The following is a 25605-nucleotide window of genomic DNA, read 5'->3' as shown; positions in this document are numbered from 1 at the left end:
GTGCTCGGCGTGCTGGCGGGGGTGGGGGCGGTCGGCGCCGGCCTGCTCGGTCAGCGGCAGATCCGCCGGCCGGCCCAGCCGCCCGCGGTCCGCTTCACCGGCCGGGGCCTGGCGATCGCGGGGATCAGCTGTGGGGCGGCGGGTGCGGTGCTGAGCCTGCTGGGCCTGGGCCTGGCGCTGGTGATCTCCCTGGCGTGAGGCCGGTCACGTCCCGTCGGGCGTCCGGCCCCGGTCGACGCGGGGCGCGCGCGGGGCGGTCAGCCCTCGCCCCGGGGGCGACGGGTGGTCTTCCGGAGAAGCCGGTACACTTGTATCCGTAGGTGCCCATCGCGGGCGACGGGGCGGGACGAGATCCGGCCGGCGGGTGTGAGACGTTCGCCGGGCCATTCCGTTTTGACCTGGGCGGCTGTGGTAGGTACTCTTTCCCCTTGTGCCCGGGCATGCCCGGGCAACTCGTGCGTGCGCTGGATCCGGAGTACGGACGGCGGCACGACAAGCCAAAGATCCGGGGCGGGGCGACCCGCGTGCCGGTGACAGAACCCCGGTACGTCCGCGCAAGCGTCCGCACCGGGACCGTGAGTTGGGCGACACGCCCGACCGCGGGTGCCGGGACCTCCGCAAGGTGGCCCTGGTCGGAATGTAGGAGAGCCGGTCATCAGGCCGGCTAACGAGCAGACGGCGCGGCCGCAGGATGCGGCCGAAGGGAGCGGAGAAACCCGGTGCCCACGATCCAGCAGCTGGTCCGAAAGGGCCGTCAGGCTAAGACGAGCAAGACCAAGACCCCGGCGCTGAAGGGTTCCCCTCAGCGGCGCGGCGTGTGCACCCGCGTGTACACCACCACCCCGAAGAAGCCGAACTCGGCGCTGCGCAAGGTCGCTCGTGTGAAGCTCAGCAGCCAGATCGAGGTGACCGCCTACATCCCCGGCGTCGGTCACAACCTGCAGGAGCACTCGATCGTGCTCGTTCGCGGCGGCCGGGTGAAGGACCTCCCCGGCGTGCGTTACAAGATCGTCCGCGGCTCGCTGGACACCCAGGGTGTCCGCAACCGCAAGCAGGCGCGCAGCCGTTACGGCGCGAAGAAGGAGAAGAGCTGACATGCCGCGTAAGGGACCCGCTCCGCGGCGGCCGCTGGTCGCTGACCCGGTGTACAACTCGCCGCTGGTCACCCAGCTGGTGAACAAGATCCTGCTCCGCGGCAAGCGTCAGCTCGCCGAGTCCATCGTGTACGCGGCCCTCGAGGGCTGCCGCGAGAAGTCGGGCACCGACCCGGTCGTCACCCTCAAGCGGGCGATGGACAACGTCAAGCCGACCCTCGAGGTGCGTAGCCGTCGTGTCGGTGGCGCCACCTACCAGGTCCCGGTCGAGGTTCGCCCCACCCGGGCGACCACCCTGGGTCTGCGCTGGTTGGTCACGTACTCCCGCGCCCGGCGCGAGAAGACCATGGTCGAGCGGCTGATGAACGAGCTGCTGGACGCGAGCAACGGCCTCGGTGCCGCCGTCAAGCGGCGCGAGGACACGCACAAGATGGCCGAGTCCAACAAGGCCTTCGCGCACTACCGCTGGTAACACCCTGGTTCCGGCGCCCTCGGGCGCCGGAACCGCCACCAGTTGAGTCGAGACGACGATAAGTAGGGATTGAAGTGGCCGCCGCAGACGCGCTCGCCAACGTACGCAACATCGGCATCATGGCGCACATCGATGCCGGTAAGACCACGACCACCGAGCGGATCCTGTTCTACACCGGCATCACGTACAAGATCGGTGAGGTCCACGAGGGCGCTGCCGTCATGGACTGGATGGAGCAGGAGCAGGAGCGTGGTATCACCATCACCTCCGCTGCCACCAAGTGTGAGTGGAAGGGCCACACGATCCAGATCATCGACACGCCTGGCCACGTCGACTTCACGGTCGAGGTCGAGCGGTCGCTGCGGGTGCTGGATGGTGCGGTCGCGGTCTACGACGGTGTCGCCGGCGTGGAGCCGCAGACGGAGAACGTCTGGCGGCAGGCCGACAAGTACAACGTCCCGCGGATGTGCTTCGTCAACAAGCTCGACCGGACCGGCGCCGACTTCTTCCGCTGCGTGCAGATGATGATCGACCGGCTCAACGCCACCCCGCTGGTGCTCCAGATCCCGATCGGGCTCGAGGGTGACCACATCGGTGTCGTCGACCTGATCGGCATGCGCGCCCTCACCTGGCGCGGGGAGACCCAGAAGGGTGAGGACTACGCGATCGAGGAGATCCCGGCCGAGCTGGCCGACTCCGCGGCCGAGTGGCGCGAGAAGCTGATGGAGACCCTGGCCGACGTCGACGACGCGGTGATGGAGAAGTACCTGGAAGGCGACGAGGTCTCCCAGGAGGAGATCAAGGCCGCCATCCGGCGCGCCACCATCGCGGGCAAGGCCAACCCGGTGCTCTGCGGCTCGGCGTTCAAGAACAAGGGCGTCCAGCCGATGCTCGACGCCGTGGTCGACTTCCTGCCGTCGCCGCTGGACGTTCCGGCGATCGAGGGCACGGCCACCGACGGCGAGACGCCGCTGCTGCGCAAGCCCTCCAAGTCGGAGCCCTTCTCCGGCCTGGCGTTCAAGATCCAGACCGACAAGCACCTTGGCAAGCTGACCTACGTCCGGGTCTACTCCGGCGTGGTCGAGACCGGCACCCAGGTGGTCAACTCCACCAAGGACCGCAAGGAGCGGATCGGCAAGATCTACCAGATGCACGCCAACAAGCGGGAAGAGCGCGGCTCGGCCCAGGCTGGCGACATCATCGCGGTGCAGGGTCTCAAGCAGACCACCACCGGTGACACCCTGTCCGACCCGGCGAACCCGGTCATCCTCGAGTCGATGACCTTCCCCGAGCCGGTCATCGAGGTGGCCATCGAGCCGAAGACCAAGGCCGACCAGGAGAAGCTCAGCACCGCCATCCAGCGGCTGGCCGAGGAGGACCCGACCTTCCGCGTCAAGCTGGACGAGGAGACCGGTCAGACGGTCATCTCCGGCATGGGCGAGCTGCACCTGGACATCCTGGTCGACCGGATGCGCCGCGAGTTCAACGTCGAGGCCAACATCGGCAAGCCGCAGGTGGCGTACCGCGAGACCATCCGCCGCAAGGTGGACAAGGTCGAGTACACCCACAAGAAGCAGACCGGTGGCTCCGGCCAGTACGCCCGCGTCATCGTGAGCGTCGAGCCGCTGCCGCTGGACAACGACTCGCCGACCTACGAGTTCGCCAACGCCGTCAGCGGTGGCCGCATCCCCCGGGAGTTCATCCCGTCGGTGGACGCGGGCGCCCAGGACGCGATGCAGTACGGCATTCTCGCCGGCTTCCCGCTGGTCGGTGTCAAGCTGACCCTGCTGGACGGCCAGTACCACGAGGTCGACTCGTCGGAAATGGCATTCAAGATCGCCGGCTCGATGGTGATGAAGGACGCGGCCCGCAAGGCCGACCCGGCGTTGCTCGAGCCGATGATGGCCGTTGAGGTCACCACTCCTGAGGAGAACATGGGTGACGTCATCGGCGACCTCAACTCCCGCCGCGGCCTGATCCAGGCGATGGAGGAGCGCAGTGGCGCCCGCATCGTCAAGGCTCTGGTGCCGTTGTCGGAGATGTTCGGCTACGTCGGCGACCTGCGGTCGAAGACCCAGGGCCGGGCTAGCTACAGCATGCAGTTCGACTCCTACGCCGAGGTTCCGCAGAGCGTCGCGAAGGAGATCATCGCGAAGGCAACGGGCGAGTAACGTCCCCGAGCAGGTGATTCGTGGTCGGTCGCGGGAGGGTTCACCCGCCCGCGGCCACCACGATCGGGTTGCGTGAGACCGGGCCTGTAGGCTTCATCGCCGCAGAACCCACAAAGCTCTCCGGCCGTCAGGCCGGAAAGGCTGTCGACAGAGTCCTAAGCGCCGACCGGCGCGCCGGGCGTACGAACCAAGAAGTCCACAGGAGGACACCAGTGGCGAAGGCGAAGTTCGAGCGGACTAAGCCGCACGTCAACATCGGCACCATTGGTCACATCGACCACGGTAAGACGACGCTGACGGCGGCCATCACCAAGGTCCTGCACGACCAGTACCCGGACCTGAACCCTTACACGCCGTTCGACGAGATCGACAAGGCGCCGGAGGAGAAGGCCCGCGGCATCACGATCTCGATCGCGCACGTCGAGTACCAGACCGAGGCGCGGCACTACGCGCACGTCGACTGCCCCGGCCACGCGGACTACATCAAGAACATGATCACCGGTGCCGCGCAGATGGACGGCGCGATCCTGGTGGTCGCGGCGACCGACGGCCCGATGCCGCAGACCCGCGAGCACGTGCTGCTGGCCCGTCAGGTCGGTGTGCCGTACATCGTCGTGGCGCTCAACAAGAGCGACATGGTCGACGACGAGGAGCTCCTGGAGCTCGTCGAGCTCGAGGTCCGCGAGCTGCTCTCCTCGCAGGAGTACCCGGGTGACGACCTGCCGGTCGTGCGGGTTTCGGCGCTGAAGGCCCTCGAGGGTGACCCCGAGTGGACCGGCAAGCTCCTGGACCTGATGACCGCGGTCGACACCGCGATCCCGCAGCCGGAGCGCGAGACCGAGAAGCCGTTCCTCATGCCGATCGAGGACGTCTTCACGATCACCGGTCGTGGCACGGTCGTCACCGGTCGCGCCGAGCGCGGCATCCTCAAGCCGAACGAGGAGGTGGAGATCGTCGGTATCCGCGAGAAGTCGCAGAAGACGGTCTGCACCGGCATCGAGATGTTCCGCAAGCTGCTCGACGAGGCCCGCGCGGGCGAGAACGTCGGTCTGCTGCTGCGTGGCATCAAGCGCGAGGACGTCGAGCGCGGCATGGTGGTCGTCAAGCCGGGCACCACGACCCCGCACACGGAGTTCGAGGCGACGGTCTACATCCTCTCCAAGGAGGAGGGCGGCCGGCACACCCCGTTCTTCCAGAACTACCGTCCGCAGTTCTACTTCCGGACCACGGACGTCACCGGTGTCGTCACCCTCCCCGAGGGCACCGAGATGGTCATGCCGGGTGACAACACCACCATGACGGTGAAGCTGATCCAGCCCATCGCCATGGAGGAGAACCTCAAGTTCGCGATCCGCGAGGGTGGCCGCACCGTCGGCGCCGGGTTCGTCACCAAGATCATCAAGTGAGCTAGGTAACCCCGATTAGACCCGCCGCCGGTCGTGCGGCATACTAGTCAGGTTGCGTAACGACAGTTCGTCGCCTGTGTTCGGCTTTCGCTGAACCTCCGGGTGACGGGACAGTCGAGCGTAGGGTGGTTGGCGGCCTCGCCGCCAACCACCCTCGCACGGCGTTCAGGTCGCGGTAATTGCGATCGGCGCCTTGACCCACCGCGCGGTCAGGACCGTTCTGGAGTCCCAGGGCGGAGCCCGGCCCGAGGGCGCGACACGCCCGACCGCGGGGGTCGGCGAAGTGGGCCTGTGCCAGCCGGTACAGGCGCCCGCAACACAGCGGCATCGAGAGAAGGAACAGAAGCCACCATGGCGGGACAGAAGATCCGCATCCGGCTCAAGGCCTATGACCACGAGGTCGTCGACTCCTCGGCTCGGAAGATCGTCGAGACGGTGACGCGCACCGGGGCGCAGGTCGCGGGCCCGGTGCCGCTGCCCACGGAGATCAACCGTTTCTGCGTTATCCGCTCGCCGCACAAGTACAAGGATTCGCGCGAGCACTTCGAGATGCGCACGCACAAGCGGCTGATCGACATCATCGACCCGACCCCGAAGACGGTCGACTCGCTCATGCGCCTCGACCTGCCGGCTGGCGTCGACATCGAGATCAAGCTGTAGGGACCGGACAAATGGACAGGCAAGTCAAGGGGATCCTGGGCGCCAAGCTCGGCATGACCCAGGTCTGGGACAACAACCGTGTTGTTCCCGTGACCGTGGTCGAGGCCGGCCCGTGCGTCATCAGCCAGGTTCGTAGCGCCGAGAAGGACGGTTACTCCGCGGTCCAGCTGGCGTACGGCACCATCGACCCGCGCAAGGTCAAGAAGCCGATCAGCGGGCACTACGCGAAGGCGGACGTGGCGCCGCGCCGGCACATCGTCGAGCTGCGCACCACGGACGCGGGGGAGTACTCGCTCGGCCAGGAGGTCACGGTCGAGGAGTTCCCGCCCGGCGTCTCGATCGACGTCACTGGCAAGACCAAGGGCAAGGGTTACGCCGGCCCGATGAAGCGGCACGGCTTCCACGGTCTGCGCGCCAGCCACGGTGTCGAGCGCAAGCACCGCTCGCCCGGCTCCATCGGCGCCTGCGCCACCCCGGGTCGTGTCTTCAAGGGCACCCGGATGGCCGGCCGGATGGGTGGCGTGCGGTACACCGTGCAGAACCTCACCGTCCAGGCGGTCGACACCGAGAACAACCTGCTGCTCGTCCGGGGTGCCATTCCTGGTCCCAAGGGCGCGCTCGTTCTGGTCCGTACCGCGGCCAAGAGCAAGGTGAAGAAGGGCGGTGCGGCCAAGTGACCACCGTTGACGTGCGCACCGTCGAAGGCAGCACCAGCGGCTCCGTCGAGCTGCCGGCTGACATCTTCGACGTGCAGGCCAACGTCGCGCTGATGCACCAGGTCGTGGTGGCCCAGCTCGCGGCGGCCCGACAGGGCACGCACAAGACCAAGACCCGCGGCGAGGTCGCCGGCGGCGGCAAGAAGCCGTACAAGCAGAAGGGCACCGGTCGCGCCCGGCAGGGCTCGATCCGCGCGCCGCAGTTCGCCGGCGGTGGCGTGGTGCACGGTCCCGTGCCGCGCGACTACAGCCAGCGGACCCCGAAGAAGATGAAGGCCGCCGCGCTGCGGGGTGCCCTCTCCGACCGGGCCCGCGCCGGGCAGGTGCACGTCGTCGAGGCTTTCGTCTCGGGCGAGAAGCCGTCGACCAAGGCGGCCCTGGCCACGCTGACCAAGCTCACCGAGGCCCGTCGGGTCCTGGTCGTGCTGAGCAGCACCGACGAGCTGAACTGGGTGTCGCTGCGCAACGAGCCGCGGGTGCACCTGATCGAGTCCGGCCAGCTCAACACGTATGACGTGCTGGTGGCCGACGACGTGGTCTTCACCAAGGACGCGCTGGACGAGTTCCTGGGCGTTCCGGCCGAGACCACCGAGGAGGGTGGCAAGTGAGCACGATCGCCGACCCGCGCGACATCATCGTGGCGCCGGTCGTCTCGGAGAAGAGCTACAGCGAGCTGAACCGGAACTGGTACACCTTCCTGGTGCACCCGGACGCGAACAAGACCGAGATCAAGATCGCTATCCAGCAGATCTTCAACGTCCGCGTCCTGACGGTCAACACGCTCAACCGCCAGGGTAAGCGCAAGCGCACCAAGACCGGCTTCGGTCAGCGCAAGGCGACCAAGCGGGCGATCGTGAAGCTGGCTGACGGTGACCGCATCGAGGCCTTCGGCGGCCCGGTCAGCTGAGGGGTGTAGACAATGGCTATCCGTAAGTACAAGCCGACGACGCCGGGCCGACGTGGCTCCAGTGTCGCCGACTTCGCCGAGATCACCCGGTCCACGCCGGAGAAGTCGCTGCTGGCTCCGCTGCCGAAGAAGGGCGGGCGTAACGCCCACGGCCGGATCACCACGCGGCACCACGGTGGCGGTCACAAGCGCCAGTACCGTCTGATCGACTTCAAGCGGGTCGACAAGGACGGCGTGCCGGCGAAGGTCGCTCACATCGAGTACGACCCGAACCGCACGGCGCGCATCGCGCTGCTGCACTACGCCGACGGCGAGAAGCGGTACATCCTCGCGCCGAAGGACATGAAGCAGGGCGACCGCGTCGAGTCCGGCCCGGGCGCCGACATCAAGCCGGGTAACAACCTGCCGCTGCGCAACATCCCGGTCGGTACCACGATCCACAACGTGGAGCTGCGTCCGGGTGGCGGGGCCAAGCTGGCCCGTTCCGCCGGCGTCGGCATCCAGCTGCTCGGCCGTGAGGGCGCGTACGCGACCCTGCGTATGCCGTCCGGCGAGATCCGGCGGGTCGACGTGCGCTGCCGCGCCAGCGTCGGCGAGATCGGCAACGCCGATCAGTCGAACATCAACTGGGGTAAGGCCGGCCGTATGCGGTGGAAGGGCAAGCGCCCGACCGTCCGTGGTGTCGCCATGAACCCGGTCGACCACCCGCACGGTGGTGGTGAGGGTAAGACCTCCGGTGGTCGCCACCCGGTCAACCCGCAGGGTAAGCCCGAGGGCCGCACCCGCCGTAAGGGCCAGCCGAGTGACCGGCTGATCGTCCGCCGTCGCTACGCCACGCGTAAGCGCGGCTGAGGGAGATAAGACATGCCTCGCAGCCTGAAGAAGGGCCCGTTCGTAGACGACCACCTGCTCAAGAAGGTGGAAGTTCAGAACGACAAGGGCTCCAAGAACGTGATCAAGACCTGGTCGCGGCGCTCGACGATCATCCCCGAGATGCTGGGGCACACGATCGCCGTGCACGACGGACGCAAGCACGTCCCGGTGTTCGTGACCGAGGCGATGGTCGGGCACAAGCTCGGCGAGTTCGCGCTGACCCGCACGTTCAAGGGTCACGAGAAGGACGACCGGAAGAGCCGTCGGCGCTGACGCCGCGGGCATACGGATAGAGGGAACAAGGGGTTACAGCGATGCCAGGAAAGGGCGACGCTCCGGTGCTTCCGGGCGCGCGGGCGGTTGCGCGGCACGTGCGCATCTCGCCGATGAAGGCGCGCCGGGTGGTCAACCTCGTCCGCGGCCTGCCCGCGAAGGAGGCTCTCACGGTGCTGCAGTTCGCGCCGCAGGCTGCGAGCGAGCAGGTGTACAAGGTGCTCGCCAGCGCGATCGCCAACGCGGAGAACAACGAGCGGCTGGACCCCGACGCGCTGCTCGTGAGCGAGGCGTTCGTGGACGAGGGCCCGACGATGAAGCGGTTCCAGCCGCGGGCGCAGGGCCGGGCGTACCGGATCCGCAAGCGCACCTGCCACATCACCGTGGCGGTCGAGGCGGTCGCGCCGGCAGCGCCGAGGAAGGCCGCGGCGAAGAAGGCCGCCCCGGCCACGCAGGCCGCACCGGCCGAAGCGCAGAGCAAGACGGAGGACGCCGAGTAATGGGTCAGAAGGTTCACCCCACTGGGTTCCGGCTCGGCATCTCGACCGACTGGAAGTCCCGCTGGTTCGCGGACAAGCTCTACAAGGACTACATCGGCGAGGATGTCAAGATCCGCCGCATGATGTCCAAGGGCCTCGAGCGCGCCGGCATCTCCAAGGTCGACATCGAGCGCACCCGCGACCGGGTCCGCGTCGACATCCACACCGCCCGGCCGGGCATCGTCATCGGCCGTAAGGGTGCGGAGGCCGACCGGATCCGCGGCGAGCTCGAGAAGCTCACCGGCAAGCAGGTGCAGCTGAACATCATCGAGGTGAAGAACCCCGAGTCGGACGCACAGCTCGTCGCGCAGGGCGTGGCCGAGCAGCTGTCCAGCCGGGTCAGCTTCCGTCGGGCGATGCGCAAGGCCATGCAGTCGGCGATGAAGAACCCGGTCTGCAAGGGCATCCGCGTGCAGGTCTCGGGTCGTCTCGGCGGCGCCGAGATGAGCCGTACCGAGTTCTACCGTGAGGGCCGGGTTCCGCTGCACACGCTGCGGGCCAACATCGAGTACGGCTTCTTCGAGGCGCGTACCACGTTCGGTCGGATCGGCGTGAAGGTCTGGATCTACAAGGGCGACGCCGTCCCGGGCCGGGAGGCTCCGGCCGAGGCCGGTCCGTCCCGTCCGCGTCGTGGTGAGCGTGGCGACCGTCCCGAGCGTCCGCGCCGTGGCCGGTCGGGTTCGTCCGGCACGACGGCTGGTGGCACCGAGGCTGGCCGTGCTGCTGCGACCACCATCGCGCAGCAGGCCGAGACGCCGAGCGGCGAGCCGGTGGACAGCGCAGCTGTCGCCGCCGCGGCTGCTCCGGCAGAAACGCAGCAGGAGGGCTGACAGATGCTGATGCCGCGCAAGCCCCCGAAGGGCTTCCGCAAGCCGCACCACCCGGACCGCAGTGGCGCGTCCAAGGGTGGTAACCGGGTGGTGTTCGGCGAGTTCGGGATCCAGGCTCTCGAGCCGGCGTACGTGACCAACCGCCAGATCGAGTCGGCGCGTATCGCGATGACCCGGCACATCAAGCGTGGTGGCAAGGTCTGGATCACGATCTTCCCGGACCAGGCCCTCACCAAGAAGCCGGCCGAAACGCGGATGGGTTCCGGTAAGGGCTCGCCCGAGTGGTGGGTCTCCAACGTCAAGCCGGGGCGGATTCTCTTCGAGATGTCCTTCCCCAACGAGCAGATCGCGCGAGAGGCGATGCGTCGCGCGATCCACAAGCTCCCGATGAAGTGCCGCATTGTTACGCGCGAAGTGGGTGAATCCTGATGGCAGCGGGCGTTAAGGCGACCGAGCTGCGTGAGCTCTCCGAAGAGGAGCTGGTCACGAAGCTGCGGGAGGCCAAGGCGGAGCTGTTCAACCTCCGCGTGCAGGCCGCAACCGGGCAGCTGGACAACAACCGGCGGCTGCAGGTCATCCGTCGGGAGATCGCCCGGATCTACACGATCATGCGTGAGCGTGAGCTGGGGCTCTCGGCCGCGCCGACTGAGGTGACTGCATCATGACCGACGAGAACACGACCGCCACCGTGCGGGCTCGCCGCAAGGTCCGTGAGGGCCTCGTGGTCAGCGACAAGATGGACAAGACCGTCGTGGTCGAGGTCGAGGACCGGGTTCGGCACGCGCTGTACGGCAAGATCATGCGTCGTACGAGCAAGCTGAAGGTGCACGACGAGCAGAACGCCGCTGGCACCGGCGACCGGGTCCTGATCATGGAGACCCGGCCGCTGAGCGCCACCAAGCGTTGGCGGATCGTGGAGATCCTGGAAAAGGCCAAGTAGCGAAGGCTCGAGCTCGCCCGGCGTTGCGTCGGGCGTTGGTTCCGCCAGGCTCCGGCCGTCCTCGGCGGCCGGAGAACCGGCAGACATAGGAGATAGACGTGATTCAGCAGGAGTCGCGACTGCGCGTCGCCGACAACACGGGTGCTCGGGAGATCCTGTGCATCCGGGTTCTCGGTGGCTCCGGTCGGCGCTACGCGAGCATCGGCGACGTCATCGTGGCCACCGTCAAGGACGCGATCCCGGGTGCCGGTGTCAAGAAGGGCGACGTCGTCAAGGCGGTCATCGTCCGCACCGCCAAGGAGAAGCGGCGGCCGGACGGCTCATACATCCGCTTCGACGAGAACGCCGCCGTCATCATCAAGGACGGTGGGGACCCGCGCGGTACCCGCATCTTCGGCCCGGTCGGCCGGGAGCTGCGGGACAAGCGGTTCATGAAGATTATTTCCCTCGCGCCGGAGGTGTTGTGACCGTGAAGGTCAAGAAGGGCGACACGGTCGTCGTCATCGCCGGCAAGGACAAGGGTGCCAAGGGCAAGGTCATCGCGGCCTACCCGCGGCAGGACAAGGTCCTGGTCGAGGGCGTGAACCGGGTCAAGAAGCACACCCGCATCAGCACCACCCAGCGTGGCGCCAAGACCGGCGGCATCGTCACCCAGGAGGCCCCGATCCACGTCTCGAACGTGCAGGTCCTGGACTCCGACGGCAAGCCGACCCGCGTCGGTTACCGGATCGACGACAACGGCCAGAAGGTCCGCATCGCGCGTAGCACCGGTAAGGACCTGTGATGACCACGGCTACCGAAAAGACCATGCCGCGCCTCAAGGAGCGGTACCGCAACGAGATCGTGGCCCAGCTGCGTGAGCAGCACAGCTACGGCAACCCCATGCAGGTGCCGCGGCTGGTCAAGATCGTCGTCAACATGGGTGTCGGCGAGGCTGCTCGCGACGCCAAGCTGATCGACGGCGCGGTCCGCGACCTCGCCACGATCACCGGCCAGAAGCCGCAGGTGCGGCGGGCGACCAAGTCCATCGCGCAGTTCAAGCTCCGCGAGGGCATGCCGATCGGCGCGAAGGTCACCCTTCGCGGCGACCGGATGTGGGAGTTCCTGGACCGGCTGCTGTCCATCGCGCTGCCGCGTATCCGCGACTTCCGCGGTCTCGACGGGCGCAAGCTCGACGGGCACGGCAACTACACGTTCGGTCTGACCGAACAGTCGGTGTTCCACGAGATCGACCAGGACCGGATCGATCGCCAGCGGGGCATGGACATCACGGTGGTCACGACCGCCACGACCGACGACGAGGGCCGGGCGCTGCTCAAGCTCCTGGGCTTCCCGTTCAAGGAGAACTGAGATGGCCAAGAAGGCGCTGATCATCAAGGCGGCCGCGAAGCCGAAGTTCTCGGTTCGCGCGTACACCCGCTGCCAGCGGTGCGGGCGCCCGAAGGCGGTCTACCGCAAGTTCGGGCTCTGCCGGGTGTGCATCCGGGAGATGGCCCACCGCGGTGAGCTGCCGGGTGTGTCCAAGGCTTCCTGGTAAGGGCGACCGCGTCCCGGCTGTCGGCCGGGAACTCCTGCACCGATTAGGTATTGCTCTTCGCCGTAGGCCCGGGGCCGATGCCCCGGGAACCCCGGCGAGAAAGGCTGACGAAATCCATGACGATGACCGACCCGATCGCAGACATGCTCACGCGTCTGCGTAACGCCAACCAGGCGTACCACGATCAGGTGAAGATGCCCTACTCCAAGATCAAGGCGAACATCGCCGAGGTCCTGAAGGCCGAGGGTTACATCGCCACCTGGTCGGTCGAGGAGCCCGAGGAGGGTGCCGTCGGCAAGCGACTGGTCGTCGAGCTGAAGTACGGCCAGAACCGCGAGCGGAGCCTGGCCGGCATCAAGCGCGTGTCCAAGCCCGGTCTCCGGGTGTACGCCAAGTCGGACGGGCTCCCCCGGGTGCTCGGTGGGCTGGGCGTGGCGATCATTTCGACGTCCCAGGGGCTGCTCACCGACCGGCAGGCCCGCAAGCGGAGTGTTGGCGGGGAAGTCCTCGCCTTCGTCTGGTAACGGGAGACAGGTAGAAATGTCGCGAATTGGACGTAAGTCGATCCCGGTACCAGCCGGCGTCGACATCACGATCGACGGGCAGACCGTCAAGGTCAAGGGCCCGAAGGGCCAGCTCCAGCACACCCTCGCCGAGCCGATCACGATCGAGCGGGCCGAGGACGGGCAGCTGAGCGTCAACCGCCCGAACGACGAGCGCAAGGCCAAGGAACTGCACGGCCTGAGCCGTACGCTGGTAGCCAACATGATCGTCGGCGTGACCGAGGGCTACCGCAAGAGCCTGGAGATCGCCGGCACCGGTTACCGGGTCACCGCCAAGGGCACGGACCTCGAGTTCGCGCTCGGGTTCTCGCACCCGGTGCTGGTTCCCGCGCCGGCGGGCATCACCTTCACGGTGGAGCGGCCGACCCTCTTCCACGTGGCTGGCATCGACAAGCAGCAGGTCGGTGAGGTTGCCGCCAACATCCGGAAGATCCGCCCGCCGGAGCCCTACAAGGGCAAGGGTGTCAAGTACCAGGGCGAGGTCATCCGCCGCAAGGCCGGAAAGGCAGGTAAGAAGTGAGCGCCACGCTGCTCAAGCGCCGCCGCGGCGTCGCCGCCAAGCGCGCCGTTGGGCGTGCGCGTCGGCACTTCCGCGTCCGCAAGAACGTCAGCGGTACGGCCGAGCGTCCGCGCCTGGTCGTCACCCGTTCGCTGCGGCACATGGTCGCCCAGATCGTCGACGACACCAAGGGTCACACCCTGGCGTCGGCGTCGACCCTGGACGCCTCGCTGCGCGGTGCGGAGGGCGACAAGAGCGCCCTCGCCGGCAAGGTGGGCGCGCTGCTCGCCGAGCGGGCCAAGGCCGCCGGCGTCTCCAAGGTCGTCTTCGACCGCGGCGGTAACCGGTACGCGGGGCGAGTCGCCGCGCTTGCCGACGCCGCCCGCGAAGCCGGGCTCGAGTTCTAACAACCCCGTCACGAGAGATAAGGAAGGCTGCTGATGCCAGGTCAACAGCGCCGTGGCGGCGGGTCCGGTGGCAACGAGGGTGGTCGCCGCGACAACCGCCGTGAGGGCGGCCGCGGAAACGCGCCCGTCGAGAAGACCCCGCACCTCGAGCGGGTCGTCGCGATCAACCGCGTCGCCAAGGTCGTGAAGGGTGGTCGTCGCTTCAGCTTCACCGCCCTGGTGATCGTTGGTGACGGCGACGGCACGGTCGGCGTGGGCTACGGAAAGGCCAAGGAGGTGCCCGCGGCGATCGCCAAGGGTGTCGAGGAGGCCAAGAAGCACTTCTTCAAGGTCCCGCGGATCGGCCAGTCGATCCCGCACCCGGTGACGGGTGAGGACGCCGCTGGTGTGGTGCTGCTCAAGCCGGCCTCCGCCGGTACGGGTGTCATCGCCGGTGGTCCGGTGCGCGCCGTGCTGGAGTGCGCCGGTATCCACGACGTGCTCTCCAAGAGCCTCGGCTCGTCGAACCCGATCAACATCGTGCACGCCACCGTGGCGGCCCTGAAGGGGCTTGAGTCCCCCGAGCAGGTCGCGGCGCGTCGTGGTCTGCCGGTGGAGGACGTCGCGCCGGCCGCCATGCTGGCGTCGCGTGCGGGGGTGGCGCACTGATGGCACGTCTGAAGGTCACCCAGGTCCGATCCGGCATCGGGACCAAGCAGAACCAGCGTGATTCGCTGCGTTCGCTCGGTCTCAAGCGGATCAACGACGTGGTGGTCAAGGAGGACCGGCCCGAGATCCGCGGCATGATCTTCACTGTGAACCACCTCGTGAAGGTCGAGGAGGTCGAGTAATGACGATCAAGGTGCACCACCTGCGCCCGGCGCCCGGTTCCAAGACCGCGAAGACCCGTGTGGGTCGCGGTGAGGGTTCCAAGGGCAAGACCGCTGGTCGCGGTACCAAGGGTTCCAAGGCCCGCAAGAACATCTCGGCGGCGTTCGAGGGTGGGCAGATGCCCATCCACATGCGCCTGCCGAAGATGAAGGGCTTCAAGAACAAGTTCAAGGTGGTCTTCCAGGTGGTCAACCTGGACCGACTCGCCGAGCTGTTCCCGAACGGCGGCCAGGTCGGCCCGCTGGAGCTGGTCGAGTCCGGCGCGGTCCGCAAGGGTCACCCGGTCAAGGTCCTCGGCACCGGGGATCTCGGCGGGGTGGCGCTCCAGGTGTCGGCGCACGCGTTCAGTGCGTCGGCCAAGGAGAAGATCGCCGCCGCCGGTGGCTCCGTCACCGAGCTGTAAGGCGTACGACCCATGGCGCCCGTCCAGTTGTGACCAACTGGCGGGCGCCATGGTCTGCCTGGGGCGTATGCGCCCGGTAATATCGGAATCGGTTTATGTAGCCGGGCGCATCTGCCCGGACCGGGATGGGGCTGTTAGAGTCCCATCCCAGCCATGGATTCCGGGCGCTCGCCCGGGATCCACCCCGACCCGCCAGGGATCACCGGCGGCCCGCCTCGCGCAGGAGGAAGAAGTTGCTGTCCGCCTTTCTCAGTGCGTTTCGTACGCCTGACCTGCGCAAGAAGCTGCTGTTCACAGTAGGCATCATCGCGGTCTACCGGCTGGGTGCCACGCTCCCCAGCCCGGGCGTCTCGTACGGCAACGTGCAGAAGTGCCTCGACACCATCCAGGGTGACACCACCGGGGTGGTGAACCTTCTCAACCTCTTCTCCGGCGGAGCGCTGCTACAGCTCTCGGTCTTCGCGCTGGGCATCATGCCCTACATCACCGCGTCGATCATCCTGCAGCTGCTGACCGTCGTGATCCCGCGGCTGGAGCAGCTCCGCAAGGAGGGCCAGGCCGGCCAGGCGAAGATCACCCAGTACACCCGCTACCTGACCCTCGGTCTCGGTGTGCTCCAGGCTTCGGCGTTCGTGGCGCTGGCCCGCTCGGGCCAGCTCTTCCAGAACCGCTGCGACCAGTTCCCGATCATCCCCACCGGCACCGGCATCCCGGACTGGCTGACCCTGACCATCCTGGTGATGACCATGACCGCCGGCACCGGCATGGTCATGTGGCTCGGTGAGCTGATCACCGACCGGGGCGTCGGCAACGGCATGTCCGTCCTGATCTTCACCTCGATCGCCGCGCGGCTGCCCAGCGAGGGCTGGCAGATCAAGACCAGCAAGGGCTGGGACATGTTCGCCCTGGTCATCGCGCTGGTCCTGGTGGTCATCACCGCGGTCACCTTCATCGAGCAGGCGCAGCGCCGCATCCCGGTGCAGTACGCCAAGCGGATGATCGGCCGGCGGATGTACGGCGGCACGTCGACCTACATCCCGCTCAAGGTCAACCAGGCCGGTGTGATCCCGGTCATCTTCGGCTCGTCGCTGCTCTACCTGCCGCAGCTGGCGCTGCAGTTCTTCGACCAGACCGACCCGGGCAAGACCCAGGCCTGGATCCAGAACAACCTGGTCAACCCGAGCAGCCCGATCTACATCGCGGTCTACTTCCTGCTGATCATCTTCTTCACGTACTTCTACGTCTCGATCACGTTCAACCCGACCGAGGTCGCGGACAACATGAAGAAGTACGGCGGGTTCGTGCCGGGCATCCGCCCGGGCAAGCCGACGGCCGACTACCTGGACTTCATCCTCAGCCGGATCACCCTGCCGGGCGCGCTCTACCTCGGCGTGATCTCGATCCTGCCGAACTTCTTCTTCATCTGGCTGGACAACCAGCAGTACCAGAACTTCCCGTTCGGCGGCACCGCTGTGCTCATCATGGTCGGCGTCGGTCTGGAGACCGTGAAGCAGATCGAGAGCCAACTCATGCAGCGGAACTACGAAGGGTTCCTGCGGTAGATGAGACTCGTTCTGGTTGGCCCGCCGGGCGCGGGCAAGGGCACGCAGGCCGAGTTCGTCGCCGCGCACCTGTCGGTGCCCAAGATTTCGACCGGGGACATCTTCCGGTCGAACGTCACCCAGGGCACGCCGTTGGGCGTCGAGGCGAAGCGGTACATGGACGCCGGCGAGCTGGTCCCGGACGAGGTCACCATCAACATGGTCCGGGACCGGCTGGCGGAGCCCGACGCCAGCGAGGGGTTCCTGCTCGACGGCTTCCCGCGGACCACTCCGCAGGCCGCCGCACTGGACAAGCTCCTCGCCGACCTGGGCACCGCTCTGGATCTGGTCCTGGAGCTGGTGGTCGACGACGACGAGGTGATCCGGCGGCTCTCCGGCCGGCGCACCTGCCGCGGCTGCGGCAAGATCTGGCACGTCGAGTTCGACGCCACCACCCGGCCCGGCATCTGTGACCGGTGTGGCGCCGAGCTGTTCCAGCGCGACGACGACAAGCCGGAGACCATCGCCACGCGGCTGCGCGAATACAGCGAGAAGACCGCTCCACTGGTCGACTACTACGGCGCCCAGGGCAAGCTGGTCGGGATCGACGCCACCGGCCCGGTGGAGGACGTCACCACCCGGGCCATAGACGCGCTGCGGTCGTACGGCGGCTGAGGTCCGGCCGGGCCACGGCGGATAGAGTGCGGTCAGCGGGGTACGTCCGACGTGCCCCGCTGATCGGCAACGAAAGGTAATCGCTCCATGCGTCGTCCCCAGCTGGACATCCAGCTGAAGACCCCTGACCAGATCGAGAAGATGCGGGCCGCCGGGCTGGTGGTGGCCGAGGCGCTGCGCCGGATGCGCGAGGCGGTGGCGCCCGGTGTGAGCACCGCCGACCTGGATGCCATCGCCGAGTCGACCATCCGCGAGGCGGGTGGCGTCCCGTCGTTCAAGGGTTACCACGGCTTTCCCGCGTCGATCTGCTCCTCGGTGAACGAGCAGATCGTGCACGCCATCCCCTCGCCAAAGCAGGTGCTGCGGGACGGCGATCTGATCTCCATCGACTGCGGTGCGGTGCTGAACGGGTGGCATGGCGACTCCGCGATCACCGTCGGGGTGGGTGACGTCGACCCGGCGCTGCTCAAGATGGCCGAGGTCGCCGAGGACGCGATGTGGGCCGGCATCGCCGCCGCCGCGCGTGGCTCGGCCAGCGGCAAGGGGCGGCTCACCGACATCTCGCACGCTGTGGAGAGCGCGGTCCGCAAGGGCGGCCGGTACGGCATCGTCGACGGCTACGGCGGGCACGGCATCGGCACGGAGATGCACCAGGACCCGCACGTGCTCAACCACGGCCGGCCCGGCAAGGGCCCCCGGCTGGTCCCCGGCATGGCGCTGGCCATCGAGCCGATGATCACGATGGCGTCGCCGCGTACGGTCGAGCTGGCCGACGGCTGGACGGTCGTCACCCGGGACGGGTCGGTGGCGGCGCACGTCGAGCATTCGATGGCGCTGTTGCCGGACGGCGTCTGGGTGCTCACCGCGTTCGACGGCGGCCGGGCCCGACTCGGCGATCTGGTCACCGCGCGGCAGCCGGCCGCCTCGACCGCGTCCTGACCGCCCCGATCGCATAACCCGGCGGCCTGGTCCTGGCGGTCCGGCCGGGAGCGCGGCGGGCCCGGCGGCCTGGTCTCGGGCGGTCCGGCCGGGAGCGCGGCGGGCCCGGCGGCCTGGTCTCGGGCGGTCCCGCCGGGGGCGCGGCGGCACCGGTCGACCCACCGCGGATGTGATTCCAGCCACCCGGATGGGAGCGCGGGGGAGGACCGGTCAACCGCGGCGGGCGATGTCCCGGCTCGGACGGGGGAGCGCCGGCGGGCCGCGACCACAGCGGGCCGACCCGGGTGGATCAAGGGGCGATCGGGTCCGACGCCACTGGCGTGACGGTGGCATGCTTGCCGGCATGAACGGGCGCGACGGGATGCGAGCCGCGGACTCGGACCGTGAGGCGGTTGCCGATCGGCTGCGGGTGGCCCTCGGCGAGGGCCGACTGGACCTGCACGAGTACGACGAGCGGTTGCAGCGGGCCTACGCCGCGCGCACCTATGCCGAACTGGACGCCCTGCTGACCGATCTGCCACCGGTAGCGCCCCCGGAGCACTCGACGCTGGCGCCGGTCACCGCGCCGGCCGCCGGGCCGCTGGACGGCGCTGTGGCGGGCCGTCCCGTCGCGGCGGCCGGTGGGGTCACGGCGCGCTGGCTGGCCGAGGTGTGGCTGCCGTACCTGAAGGTGATCGCCATCGTGGTGACCATCTGGGCGGTGACCTCGCTGCTCAGCCGGGACCTGCTCTACTTCTGGCCGGCCTGGGTGGCCGGTCCGTGGGGCGCGGTGCTGGTGGTCCGCACGGTCACCGGGCTGGCCGGGGGAGAGCCCCGGCGCCAGGCGATCGAGCGGCAACGCCGCCGGGAGCGCAAGCGGGCGAAGCGGGAACGGCGGCGGGAGCTGCGCGCCGGTGAACCAGACGAACGGGACGAGCCGCGCCCGGCGGGCTGACCCGCGGGCGGGCGAGCCGGCGTCGACGGAGATCATCGGGAGCCCGGACCGGGGGAGCGGCACCGACACAGCGTGCGGTGGGTGGCCGGTTTGGCGACCACGCGCAGGCCGGCGTACACTTTCTGATCGGCGCACAGCGTCCACTCCGGCATGCCCACCCTGCGCTTCGGTGGGAGCTGGAGCCGCGGCTGGCGCGGGCTTTCTGATCTTGGTCAGTTACCCGTGTAAGGCGTTGTGGGCCGCCCGGAGCAATCGACGTCAGGACAGCGGAGGACATGCCGAAAAAAGACGGAGCCATTGAGATCGAGGGTCGGGTCATCGAGCCCCTGCCGAACGCCATGTTCCGGGTGGAGCTCGCGAACGGCCACAAGGTGCTGGCTCACATCAGCGGCAAGATGCGGCAGCACTACATCCGCATCCTGCCGGAGGACCGGGTCGTCGTCGAACTCTCGCCGTACGACCTGACCCGCGGGCGCATCGTCTACCGCTACAAGTAGTCCTGACGACGGCCGGGAAGTCCCGTGTCCGTCTTCGACGTCCGGTCTCGCGCTTCGCGCGTCCCCGGGCCAGATGGGAAGTAAGGCAACCGTGAAGGTCAAGCCGAGCGTCAAGAGGATCTGCAACAAGTGCCGGGTGATCCGCCGGCACGGCCGGGTCATGGTCATCTGCACCGACCCGCGCCACAAGCAGCGCCAGGGCTGATTCTGCCCATCCGGCCGAACGCGGCCGGATGGTGTTGGCCCGGGCAGATCCCCAGCGACACACAACACACATGCTCGTCCCAGCCACGAGCGGTACGCGAGACGTACTCCTGCGTGGCTGACCCCCGGTCGGAGGCCGGGGCCCGCTTGGGCAGCGACCGATCCCGGTCGCCGGCGCTGACAGCGTCGGAAAGACGGGACGGCCGGTAGCGGGGTGGGACGGGTCCACACCTCCGCCACACATCACGAGGAGTACGCCCGCACATGGCACGTCTAGTCGGCGTGGACCTCCCCCGCGAGAAGCGGATGGAGATCGCGCTCACCTACATCTTCGGGGTCGGTCGTACCCGCGCCCTGGAGACACTCGCCGCCACCGGCATCTCGCCGGACAAGCGCGCTCGGGACCTCACGGACGAGGAGCTCGTGCAGCTCCGCGACCACATCGAGGGCAACTACAAGGTTGAAGGCGACCTGCGCCGCGAGGTCGCCGCTGACATCCGCCGCAAGGTTGAGATCGGCTGCTACGCCGGCATCCGGCACCGCCGGGGCCTGCCCGTGCGTGGCCAGCGGACCAAGACCAACGCCCGGACCCGGAAGGGCCCGAAGCGGACCGTCGCCGGCAAGAAGAAGCCCGGCAAGAAGTAATTCTTAAACCGGAATTCTGGTCGCTCTCCGCCGATGTAGGCCGGGCTCCAACCGGAACCGGTGTCTACGTAATCAACGGGGCGACAAGCCAGAACCCATTCAGGAGCGCACAGACTTATGCCACCGAAGGCTCGTGCCGGAGCCGCTGTAAAGAAGGTCCGGCGCAAGGAACGCAAGAACGTCGCCCACGGGCAGGCGCACATCAAGAGCACGTTCAACAACACCATCGTGTCCATCACGGACCCGACCGGTGCGGTCATCTCCTGGGCCTCCGCTGGCCAGGTGGGCTTCAAGGGCTCCCGCAAGTCGACTCCGTTCGCCGCGCAGCTGGCCGCCGAGGCCGCCGCGCGTCGGGCCATGGAGCACGGCATGCGCAAGGTCGACGTGTTTGTCAAGGGCCCCGGCTCCGGCCGGGAGACCGCCATCCGTTCGCTGCAGGCCGTGGGCCTCGAGGTCGGGCAGATCTCCGACGTCACCCCGCAGCCGCACAACGGATGCCGTCCGCCGAAGCGTCGCCGGGTCTGAGAGGTAGAGAGAGATGGCTCGTTACACCGGTGCTGACTGCCGCCGTTGCCGGCGGGAGAAGATGAAGCTGTTCCTCAAGGGCAGCAAGTGCGATGGTCCGAAGTGCCCGTTCGAGTCCCGGCCGTTCCCGCCCGGGCAGCACGGCCGCGGCCGCACCAAGGAGACGGAGTACCTGCTCCAGCTCCGTGAGAAGCAGAAGGCCCGCCGCGTCTACGGCGTGCTGGAGAAGCAGTTCCGCGGTTACTACGAGGAAGCCGTTGGCAAGCAGGCCAAGACCGGTGAGGTCCTCCTGCAGATCCTCGAGTCGCGGCTTGACAACGTCGTTTACCGGGCCGGCTACGCCCACTCGCGGGACATGGCCCGCCAGCTGGTGAAGCACGGTCACTTCACGGTGAACGGCAAGAAGGTCGACATCCCGTCGTACCGCGTCAAGGAGCACGACATCATCGAGGTCCGGGGCAAGAGCAAGGAGCTCACCCCGTTCGTCGTGGCGCAGGCTCAGGCGGGCTCGCGCGCGGTCCCGGCCTGGCTCGAGGCCATCCCCAGCCAGATGAAGATCCTGGTGCACTCGCTCCCGGCCCGGCAGGTCATCGACACGCAGGTCCAGGAGCAGCTGATCGTCGAGCTCTACTCCAAGTAGTCAGAGCTCGTTGCGGTGGCCCGCCCTCCAGGGCGGGCCACCGGAACAGTTTGTGTCGTGGGCGTCAAATAGCGGGCGCCCCGGAAGAGAAGAGAAGACATGCTCATCAGCCAGCGACCGTCCCTCTCTGAGGAGTCGATCAGCGAGACCCGCTCCCGGTTCGCCATCGAGCCGCTCGAGCCGGGCTTCGGCTACACCCTGGGCAACTCGCTGCGGCGCACGCTGCTGTCGTCGATCCCGGGCGCGGCGGTGACGTCGATCAAGATCGACGGCGTGCTGCACGAGTTCACCACGATCCCCGGTGTCAAGGAGGACGTGGTCGAGCTCGTCATGAACATCAAGGAGCTCACGGTCAGCTCCGAGCACGACGAGCCGGTCAGCATGTACCTGCGCAAGCAGGGCCCGGGCGACGTGACCGCGGGTGACATCCAGCCCCCGGCCGGCGTCTCGGTGCACAACCCGGATCTGAAGCTCGCCACCCTCAACGGCAAGGGTCGGCTCGACATGGAGCTGACCGTCGAGCGGGGCCGGGGTTACGTGACGGCGGCGCAGAACAAGCAGTCCGGCGCCGAGATCGGCCGTATCCCGGTCGACTCGATCTACTCGCCGGTGCTGAAGGTGACCTACCGCGTCGAGGCGACCCGCGTCGAGCAGCGGACCGACTTCGACCGGCTGATCATCGACGTCGAGACCAAGCCGTCGATGGGCCCGCGTACCGCGCTGGCCTCCGCCGGTTCGACGCTGGTGGAGCTGTTCGGTCTGGCCCGGGAGCTGGACGAGACCGCCGAGGGTATCGACATCGGGCCGTCCCCGCAGGACGCCCAGCTGGCGGCGGACCTCGCCCTGCCGATCGAGGAGCTGGACCTCACCGTTCGCTCCTACAACTGCCTCAAGCGCGAGGGCATCAACACCGTTGGTGAGCTCATCGGGCGTACCGAGGCCGACCTCCTCGACATCCGCAACTTCGGTCAGAAGTCGATCGACGAGGTCAAGATGAAGCTCGCCGGGATGGGTCTCGGGCTGAAGGACTCGGCCCCGAACTTCGACCCGGCGCACGTCGTGGACACCTTCGGCGAGGCCGACTACGACACCGACGACTACCGCGAGACCGAGCAGCTCTAGTCCGCGCTGCCGCCACAACTGAGGAGCACCAAGCATGCCCACGCCCACCAAGGGCCCCCGCCTCGGCGGCAGCCCCGCGCACGAGCGGCTGATGCTGGCCAACCTGGCCACCGCGCTGTTCCAGCACGGCAAGATCAAGACCACCGAGACGAAGGCCCGGCGGCTGCGTCCGCTGGCCGAGCAGCTCATCACCAAGGCCAAGCGCGGTGACCTGGCCGCACGGCGGCGGGTGCTGGGCGTGGTCAAGGACAAGGACGTTGTCTACGCCCTGTTCGACCAGATCGCGCCCCGGTACGCCAACCGCCCCGGCGGTTACACCCGGATCGTGAAGACCGGTCCGCGCAAGGGTGACAACGCGCCGATGGTGGTCATCGAGCTGGTGGAGGAGCTTCAGGTCGCCGAGCCGAAGGCGAACAAGAAGACCGCCGCCCGCAAGGCCGCGCAGCAGGACAAGGTCGAGGCGCTCGCCCCGGCTGAGGAGGCCCCGCGGTCGGAGAACTCCGACCAGGATGCGGAGCCGCCGGTCTCGGCGTCCGGCGACACCGCCGAGGCGCGCGAGGACAGCGACCTCGCCACCGAGGAGAACAAGGCCTGATCTCGGGCATCGTTCGGGCCCGGCACCCCATCGGGGTGCCGGGCCCGACCCGTAACAGGAGGTACGAGGTGGACGAGCGGATCCGGCTGCGGCTGGATGTCTCGTACGACGGCACCGGCTTCTCCGGCTGGGCCGCCCAACCGACCCGGCGCACCGTCGCCGGGGTGCTCGTCGAGACCCTGGACCTGGTCCTCGGCGCCGGCACGGCCACCGGAATGACCGTCGCCGGGCGGACCGACGCGGGGGTCCACGCCACCGGGCAGGTCTGCCACCTCGACCTGCCCGCCGAGGTGTGGCGGCAGCACGAGGGTCGGCTCCTGCGACGGCTGGCCCGGCTGCTCCCCACCGACGTCCGGGTGCGGGAGATGACCGAGGTGCCTGCCGACTTCGACGCCCGGTTCTCGGCCACCTTCCGCCGCTACGAGTACCGGGTCACCGACGCCCGGTACGGCGCGGAGCCGCTGCGCCGGCACGAGGTGCTGGCCTGGCCGAGGCCCCTGGACCTGGCGGCGCTGAACGCCGCGGCGGCCGGCCTGGTGGGGGAGCACGACTTCGCCGCGTACTGCCGGCGCAAGGAGAACGCGACGACGCTGCGCGAGGTGACCCGGCTGGACTGGCGCCGCGACCCGGACGGCATCCTGGTCGCCACCGTGCAGGCGGACGCGTTCTGCCAGGCGATGGTGCGCAGCCTGGTGGGCGCGATGCTGGTGGCCGGGGACGGCCGCCGCCCGGTGGAGTGGCCGGGCACCCTGCTGACCCGTCGGGAGCGGTCCAGCGAGGTGACCGTGGCCCCGGCGCACGGGCTGACCCTGGTCGAGGTCGGCTACCCGGCCGATCCGGCCGAGTACGCCCGCCGCGCCGACCTCACCCGCCGGCTGCGGGTCCCCGTGGAGGGCTGACCGCGCCGAGCGCGGACGTCCCGTCGCGGTGACCGCGGACGGCGGGGGTGCGGTCAGTCGCCCGGTAGTTCGTCGTCGCCGGTGCTGCCGCTCTGGCTGCCGCTGCTCCCGGTCGGCGCCACCGTCGGCTGCGCGGCCGTGCCGCCGTCGGCCCGCCGTTGCAGCACACCCCGGCTGAGGTGCAGCTCGATCATGTCGAACAGGATCTCCCGGATCGTGGTGTCGCCGGACTTGACGGCGACGCCGTCCGTGCGGACCACCAGCGCGTACGCCAGGTAGTGGCCGCGGACCTGCCAACCGACCCGGGCCGGGGCGGTGGCCACCACCTCGGTGCCGTCGCCTTCCTTGCCGACCAGCCCCCGGAACCGGCCCTGCCGCTCGTCGAGCAGTTGCCGGATCCGGTCCCGGGCCCGTTCCGCGCTCACCTTGTCGGTGAGGTTGAACAGCCCGGTGGTGACGAGATGGTCGCCGCCGGGTGCCCGCAGCGTGGCCCGGACCACCTGGTTGCAGCCGAGCCGGACCAGTAGGTCGGCGACCTCGCCGGTGGCGGCGACGGCGCAACTGCCGCTCGAGTGTTTCGTGAGCACCTGGTAGCCCGGCTGGCCGTCGGTGACCTTCAGCTCCTTGGCGGGGAAGAGTTCCTTGGCGGTGAGCGGTGCCTGGTCGGTGTCCCGGGAGTCGAGGTCCTGCCGTTCCTCCGTGGGGGCGGACGCGGCGGCGTTCGGCTGGTACGTCGGGGTGGCCTGCGGCTGTGGGTCGCGCTCCACCAGCAGCGCGGCGGCGCCCAGGCCGCAGAGTGCGAGGAGGACCAGCACGGCCGCGCCGCCGATCAGCACCTGCCAGAGCCGGCCACCGCCCCGGCGGGAGGACGGCTCGATCGGCTCTGCCGAGCTGTAGACCTGGTCGCGTGGCGCGGCGGGCGGCGCGGCGGGCGGAATCTCGGCACGGGCCGGCGGCGGAGGGGACGACGGCAGCGCGATCTGGTTCGTCCGGCGCAGCGACGGGGTCGGGAAGCGCGACGGCGAGGGCCCGGCCGGCGGAGGCGGACCGCCGGGCACGGACAGGTCGGACCCGTCATCCGGGTACTCCGCGAAAGCGTCCTCATCGGACTCGTACCGATACACCATGCCGCCCAGAGTAGGAGGCATTGTCCCTTTAGGGGGTAATAACGGGAAATGTAGGTGTGGGCCGTGTCGGAGCGTGCCTCGACCGATGCGAGAATTGCCGGC

Annotated in this window: 38 protein-coding genes and 1 pseudogene; 38 read left to right on the top strand and 1 reads right to left on the bottom strand. The window is 68.6% G+C overall.

Annotated elements, in window-relative coordinates:
• The 38 genes and pseudogenes from EAD89_RS27525 to truA all read left to right on the top strand — a co-directional run.
• Positions 1-198: pseudogene (locus EAD89_RS27525) on the top strand (hypothetical protein); the annotation flags it as partial.
• Between the two features lie 521 nt (positions 199-719).
• Positions 720-1094: a 30S ribosomal protein S12 gene (gene rpsL, locus EAD89_RS27520; RefSeq protein ID WP_014440718.1), complete on the top strand. Its 375-nt coding sequence runs from the start codon at positions 720-722 to the stop codon at positions 1092-1094.
• A gap of 1 nt (position 1095) precedes the next feature.
• A complete protein-coding gene (rpsG, locus tag EAD89_RS27515) occupies positions 1096-1566 on the top strand; it encodes a 30S ribosomal protein S7 (RefSeq protein ID WP_007465317.1) in 471 nt (156 codons plus the stop codon).
• Positions 1567-1640: 74 nt separating this feature from the next.
• Entirely contained in the window at positions 1641-3737 is a 2097-nt protein-coding gene (gene fusA, locus EAD89_RS27510) for an elongation factor G (RefSeq protein ID WP_121653129.1), read from the top strand.
• 212 nt (positions 3738-3949) lie between these two features.
• On the top strand, positions 3950-5143 hold the full coding sequence (gene tuf, locus EAD89_RS27505) for an elongation factor Tu (protein ID WP_121653128.1): 1194 nt from the start codon (positions 3950-3952) through the stop codon (positions 5141-5143).
• A gap of 351 nt (positions 5144-5494) precedes the next feature.
• Positions 5495-5803 (top strand): 30S ribosomal protein S10, encoded by a 309-nt coding sequence (rpsJ, locus tag EAD89_RS27500; RefSeq protein ID WP_007073037.1) that lies wholly within the window; start codon positions 5495-5497, stop codon positions 5801-5803.
• An 11-nt stretch (positions 5804-5814) separates the two neighbouring features.
• On the top strand, positions 5815-6480 hold the full coding sequence (gene rplC / locus EAD89_RS27495; RefSeq protein WP_121653127.1) for a 50S ribosomal protein L3: 666 nt from the start codon (positions 5815-5817) through the stop codon (positions 6478-6480).
• Positions 6477-7127 carry a 50S ribosomal protein L4 gene (gene rplD, locus EAD89_RS27490; protein ID WP_053653946.1) on the top strand — a complete coding sequence of 217 codons (651 nt, stop codon included), beginning with the start codon at positions 6477-6479 and terminating at the stop codon, positions 7125-7127. Before rplC ends, rplD begins: the two co-directional genes overlap by 4 nt.
• Positions 7124-7426 carry a 50S ribosomal protein L23 gene (gene rplW / locus EAD89_RS27485; RefSeq protein WP_007465304.1) on the top strand — a complete coding sequence of 101 codons (303 nt, stop codon included), beginning with the start codon at positions 7124-7126 and terminating at the stop codon, positions 7424-7426. Before rplD ends, rplW begins: the two co-directional genes overlap by 4 nt.
• A gap of 12 nt (positions 7427-7438) precedes the next feature.
• Complete coding sequence (gene rplB / locus EAD89_RS27480; protein ID WP_053653944.1) at positions 7439-8278, top strand: 50S ribosomal protein L2; 840 nt, start codon at positions 7439-7441, stop codon at positions 8276-8278.
• 12 nt (positions 8279-8290) lie between these two features.
• Complete coding sequence (gene rpsS / locus EAD89_RS27475) at positions 8291-8572, top strand: 30S ribosomal protein S19 (RefSeq protein ID WP_007465299.1); 282 nt, start codon at positions 8291-8293, stop codon at positions 8570-8572.
• A 41-nt stretch (positions 8573-8613) separates the two neighbouring features.
• The gene (gene rplV, locus EAD89_RS27470; protein WP_089018943.1) at positions 8614-9072 is read left to right on the top strand and encodes a 50S ribosomal protein L22; all 459 of its coding nucleotides are present in this window, start codon (positions 8614-8616) and stop codon (positions 9070-9072) included.
• The gene (gene rpsC, locus EAD89_RS27465) at positions 9072-9941 is read left to right on the top strand and encodes a 30S ribosomal protein S3 (protein WP_007465294.1); all 870 of its coding nucleotides are present in this window, start codon (positions 9072-9074) and stop codon (positions 9939-9941) included. The genes rplV and rpsC overlap by 1 nt, the downstream gene beginning before the upstream one ends.
• A gap of 3 nt (positions 9942-9944) precedes the next feature.
• Positions 9945-10370 (top strand): 50S ribosomal protein L16, encoded by a 426-nt coding sequence (gene rplP, locus EAD89_RS27460; protein WP_121653126.1) that lies wholly within the window; start codon positions 9945-9947, stop codon positions 10368-10370.
• Entirely contained in the window at positions 10370-10606 is a 237-nt protein-coding gene (gene rpmC, locus EAD89_RS27455; RefSeq protein WP_007465283.1) for a 50S ribosomal protein L29, read from the top strand. Before rplP ends, rpmC begins: the two co-directional genes overlap by 1 nt.
• Complete coding sequence (gene rpsQ / locus EAD89_RS27450) at positions 10603-10881, top strand: 30S ribosomal protein S17 (RefSeq protein WP_089018945.1); 279 nt, start codon at positions 10603-10605, stop codon at positions 10879-10881. The genes rpmC and rpsQ overlap by 4 nt, the downstream gene beginning before the upstream one ends.
• Before the next feature lie 98 nt (positions 10882-10979).
• Positions 10980-11348 (top strand): 50S ribosomal protein L14, encoded by a 369-nt coding sequence (rplN, locus tag EAD89_RS27445; protein WP_015619002.1) that lies wholly within the window; start codon positions 10980-10982, stop codon positions 11346-11348.
• The gene (rplX, locus tag EAD89_RS27440; protein ID WP_007465276.1) at positions 11345-11665 is read left to right on the top strand and encodes a 50S ribosomal protein L24; all 321 of its coding nucleotides are present in this window, start codon (positions 11345-11347) and stop codon (positions 11663-11665) included. The genes rplN and rplX overlap by 4 nt, the downstream gene beginning before the upstream one ends.
• A complete protein-coding gene (gene rplE, locus EAD89_RS27435; protein WP_074314595.1) occupies positions 11665-12231 on the top strand; it encodes a 50S ribosomal protein L5 in 567 nt (188 codons plus the stop codon). The genes rplX and rplE overlap by 1 nt, the downstream gene beginning before the upstream one ends.
• A 1-nt stretch (position 12232) precedes the next feature.
• Positions 12233-12418, top strand: coding sequence for a type Z 30S ribosomal protein S14 (locus EAD89_RS27430; RefSeq protein WP_007465272.1), 186 nt, complete (start codon positions 12233-12235; stop codon positions 12416-12418).
• A 116-nt stretch (positions 12419-12534) separates the two neighbouring features.
• Positions 12535-12942, top strand: a complete 408-nt coding sequence (gene rpsH, locus EAD89_RS27425) for a 30S ribosomal protein S8 (RefSeq protein ID WP_007465270.1) — start codon at positions 12535-12537, stop codon at positions 12940-12942.
• Between the two features lie 16 nt (positions 12943-12958).
• Entirely contained in the window at positions 12959-13501 is a 543-nt protein-coding gene (rplF, locus tag EAD89_RS27420) for a 50S ribosomal protein L6 (protein WP_074314591.1), read from the top strand.
• On the top strand, positions 13498-13887 hold the full coding sequence (gene rplR / locus EAD89_RS27415; protein ID WP_030329901.1) for a 50S ribosomal protein L18: 390 nt from the start codon (positions 13498-13500) through the stop codon (positions 13885-13887). The genes rplF and rplR overlap by 4 nt, the downstream gene beginning before the upstream one ends.
• A 33-nt stretch (positions 13888-13920) precedes the next feature.
• On the top strand, positions 13921-14535 hold the full coding sequence (gene rpsE / locus EAD89_RS27410; RefSeq protein ID WP_074314587.1) for a 30S ribosomal protein S5: 615 nt from the start codon (positions 13921-13923) through the stop codon (positions 14533-14535).
• Positions 14535-14717: a 50S ribosomal protein L30 gene (gene rpmD, locus EAD89_RS27405; protein WP_074314584.1), complete on the top strand. Its 183-nt coding sequence runs from the start codon at positions 14535-14537 to the stop codon at positions 14715-14717. Before rpsE ends, rpmD begins: the two co-directional genes overlap by 1 nt.
• Complete coding sequence (rplO, locus tag EAD89_RS27400) at positions 14717-15160, top strand: 50S ribosomal protein L15 (RefSeq protein ID WP_030329906.1); 444 nt, start codon at positions 14717-14719, stop codon at positions 15158-15160. The genes rpmD and rplO overlap by 1 nt, the downstream gene beginning before the upstream one ends.
• Before the next feature lie 233 nt (positions 15161-15393).
• Positions 15394-16722, top strand: a complete 1329-nt coding sequence (secY, locus tag EAD89_RS27395; protein WP_121653125.1) for a preprotein translocase subunit SecY — start codon at positions 15394-15396, stop codon at positions 16720-16722.
• The gene (locus EAD89_RS27390; protein ID WP_007465256.1) at positions 16723-17376 is read left to right on the top strand and encodes an adenylate kinase; all 654 of its coding nucleotides are present in this window, start codon (positions 16723-16725) and stop codon (positions 17374-17376) included.
• 87 nt (positions 17377-17463) lie between these two features.
• Positions 17464-18315, top strand: a complete 852-nt coding sequence (gene map, locus EAD89_RS27385; protein WP_121653124.1) for a type I methionyl aminopeptidase — start codon at positions 17464-17466, stop codon at positions 18313-18315.
• 343 nt (positions 18316-18658) lie between these two features.
• The gene (locus EAD89_RS27380; RefSeq protein ID WP_121677730.1) at positions 18659-19249 is read left to right on the top strand and encodes a DUF1707 domain-containing protein; all 591 of its coding nucleotides are present in this window, start codon (positions 18659-18661) and stop codon (positions 19247-19249) included.
• A 275-nt stretch (positions 19250-19524) separates the two neighbouring features.
• Positions 19525-19746 carry a translation initiation factor IF-1 gene (gene infA, locus EAD89_RS27375; RefSeq protein WP_007073013.1) on the top strand — a complete coding sequence of 74 codons (222 nt, stop codon included), beginning with the start codon at positions 19525-19527 and terminating at the stop codon, positions 19744-19746.
• 91 nt (positions 19747-19837) lie between these two features.
• Positions 19838-19951, top strand: a complete 114-nt coding sequence (gene rpmJ / locus EAD89_RS27370) for a 50S ribosomal protein L36 (RefSeq protein ID WP_012184307.1) — start codon at positions 19838-19840, stop codon at positions 19949-19951.
• 263 nt (positions 19952-20214) lie between these two features.
• Entirely contained in the window at positions 20215-20595 is a 381-nt protein-coding gene (rpsM, locus tag EAD89_RS27365) for a 30S ribosomal protein S13 (protein WP_007465236.1), read from the top strand.
• A 117-nt stretch (positions 20596-20712) separates the two neighbouring features.
• Positions 20713-21120, top strand: a complete 408-nt coding sequence (gene rpsK / locus EAD89_RS27360; protein ID WP_007073011.1) for a 30S ribosomal protein S11 — start codon at positions 20713-20715, stop codon at positions 21118-21120.
• 13 nt (positions 21121-21133) lie between these two features.
• On the top strand, positions 21134-21760 hold the full coding sequence (gene rpsD / locus EAD89_RS27355; RefSeq protein ID WP_121653122.1) for a 30S ribosomal protein S4: 627 nt from the start codon (positions 21134-21136) through the stop codon (positions 21758-21760).
• Between the two features lie 99 nt (positions 21761-21859).
• Positions 21860-22882 (top strand): DNA-directed RNA polymerase subunit alpha, encoded by a 1023-nt coding sequence (locus EAD89_RS27350; protein ID WP_074314574.1) that lies wholly within the window; start codon positions 21860-21862, stop codon positions 22880-22882.
• A gap of 34 nt (positions 22883-22916) precedes the next feature.
• Positions 22917-23477: a 50S ribosomal protein L17 gene (gene rplQ, locus EAD89_RS27345; protein ID WP_121677729.1), complete on the top strand. Its 561-nt coding sequence runs from the start codon at positions 22917-22919 to the stop codon at positions 23475-23477.
• Between the two features lie 68 nt (positions 23478-23545).
• Complete coding sequence (gene truA, locus EAD89_RS27340; RefSeq protein WP_121677728.1) at positions 23546-24376, top strand: tRNA pseudouridine(38-40) synthase TruA; 831 nt, start codon at positions 23546-23548, stop codon at positions 24374-24376.
• A 53-nt stretch (positions 24377-24429) separates the two neighbouring features.
• On the opposite strand, the gene EAD89_RS27335 is transcribed toward truA, so the two are convergent.
• Positions 24430-25503, bottom strand: a complete 1074-nt coding sequence (locus EAD89_RS27335) for a hypothetical protein (protein WP_233579205.1) — start codon at positions 25501-25503, stop codon at positions 24430-24432.
• Positions 25504-25605 lie beyond the last annotated feature (102 nt).

This window comes from Micromonospora sp. BL4 (genome assembly GCF_003667505.1).
In the GTDB taxonomy this organism is placed as follows: domain Bacteria; phylum Actinomycetota; class Actinomycetes; order Mycobacteriales; family Micromonosporaceae; genus Micromonospora.
Note: the sequence above shows the minus strand (reverse complement) of the source record. Positions and strands in the feature narration are given on the sequence as shown.

Coding starts and splice junctions, on each gene's coding strand:
- rpsG (WP_007465317.1), top strand. CDS start 1,096: ATGCCGCGTAAGGGACCCGCTCCGCGGCGGCCGCTGGTCGCTGACCCG.
- rpsJ (WP_007073037.1), top strand. CDS start 5,495: ATGGCGGGACAGAAGATCCGCATCCGGCTCAAGGCCTATGACCACGAG.
- rplC (WP_121653127.1), top strand. CDS start 5,815: ATGGACAGGCAAGTCAAGGGGATCCTGGGCGCCAAGCTCGGCATGACC.
- rplB (WP_053653944.1), top strand. CDS start 7,439: ATGGCTATCCGTAAGTACAAGCCGACGACGCCGGGCCGACGTGGCTCC.
- rpsS (WP_007465299.1), top strand. CDS start 8,291: ATGCCTCGCAGCCTGAAGAAGGGCCCGTTCGTAGACGACCACCTGCTC.
- rplV (WP_089018943.1), top strand. CDS start 8,614: ATGCCAGGAAAGGGCGACGCTCCGGTGCTTCCGGGCGCGCGGGCGGTT.
- rpsC (WP_007465294.1), top strand. CDS start 9,072: ATGGGTCAGAAGGTTCACCCCACTGGGTTCCGGCTCGGCATCTCGACC.
- rplP (WP_121653126.1), top strand. CDS start 9,945: ATGCTGATGCCGCGCAAGCCCCCGAAGGGCTTCCGCAAGCCGCACCAC.
- rpmC (WP_007465283.1), top strand. CDS start 10,370: ATGGCAGCGGGCGTTAAGGCGACCGAGCTGCGTGAGCTCTCCGAAGAG.
- rpsQ (WP_089018945.1), top strand. CDS start 10,603: ATGACCGACGAGAACACGACCGCCACCGTGCGGGCTCGCCGCAAGGTC.
- rplE (WP_074314595.1), top strand. CDS start 11,665: ATGACCACGGCTACCGAAAAGACCATGCCGCGCCTCAAGGAGCGGTAC.
- EAD89_RS27430 (WP_007465272.1), top strand. CDS start 12,233: ATGGCCAAGAAGGCGCTGATCATCAAGGCGGCCGCGAAGCCGAAGTTC.
- rpsH (WP_007465270.1), top strand. CDS start 12,535: ATGACGATGACCGACCCGATCGCAGACATGCTCACGCGTCTGCGTAAC.
- rplF (WP_074314591.1), top strand. CDS start 12,959: ATGTCGCGAATTGGACGTAAGTCGATCCCGGTACCAGCCGGCGTCGAC.
- rpsE (WP_074314587.1), top strand. CDS start 13,921: ATGCCAGGTCAACAGCGCCGTGGCGGCGGGTCCGGTGGCAACGAGGGT.
- rpmD (WP_074314584.1), top strand. CDS start 14,535: ATGGCACGTCTGAAGGTCACCCAGGTCCGATCCGGCATCGGGACCAAG.
- rplO (WP_030329906.1), top strand. CDS start 14,717: ATGACGATCAAGGTGCACCACCTGCGCCCGGCGCCCGGTTCCAAGACC.
- EAD89_RS27390 (WP_007465256.1), top strand. CDS start 16,723: ATGAGACTCGTTCTGGTTGGCCCGCCGGGCGCGGGCAAGGGCACGCAG.
- map (WP_121653124.1), top strand. CDS start 17,464: ATGCGTCGTCCCCAGCTGGACATCCAGCTGAAGACCCCTGACCAGATC.
- EAD89_RS27380 (WP_121677730.1), top strand. CDS start 18,659: ATGAACGGGCGCGACGGGATGCGAGCCGCGGACTCGGACCGTGAGGCG.
- infA (WP_007073013.1), top strand. CDS start 19,525: ATGCCGAAAAAAGACGGAGCCATTGAGATCGAGGGTCGGGTCATCGAG.
- rpsM (WP_007465236.1), top strand. CDS start 20,215: ATGGCACGTCTAGTCGGCGTGGACCTCCCCCGCGAGAAGCGGATGGAG.
- rpsK (WP_007073011.1), top strand. CDS start 20,713: ATGCCACCGAAGGCTCGTGCCGGAGCCGCTGTAAAGAAGGTCCGGCGC.
- rpsD (WP_121653122.1), top strand. CDS start 21,134: ATGGCTCGTTACACCGGTGCTGACTGCCGCCGTTGCCGGCGGGAGAAG.
- EAD89_RS27350 (WP_074314574.1), top strand. CDS start 21,860: ATGCTCATCAGCCAGCGACCGTCCCTCTCTGAGGAGTCGATCAGCGAG.
- rplQ (WP_121677729.1), top strand. CDS start 22,917: ATGCCCACGCCCACCAAGGGCCCCCGCCTCGGCGGCAGCCCCGCGCAC.
- EAD89_RS27335 (WP_233579205.1), bottom strand. CDS start 25,503: ATGGTGTATCGGTACGAGTCCGATGAGGACGCTTTCGCGGAGTACCCG.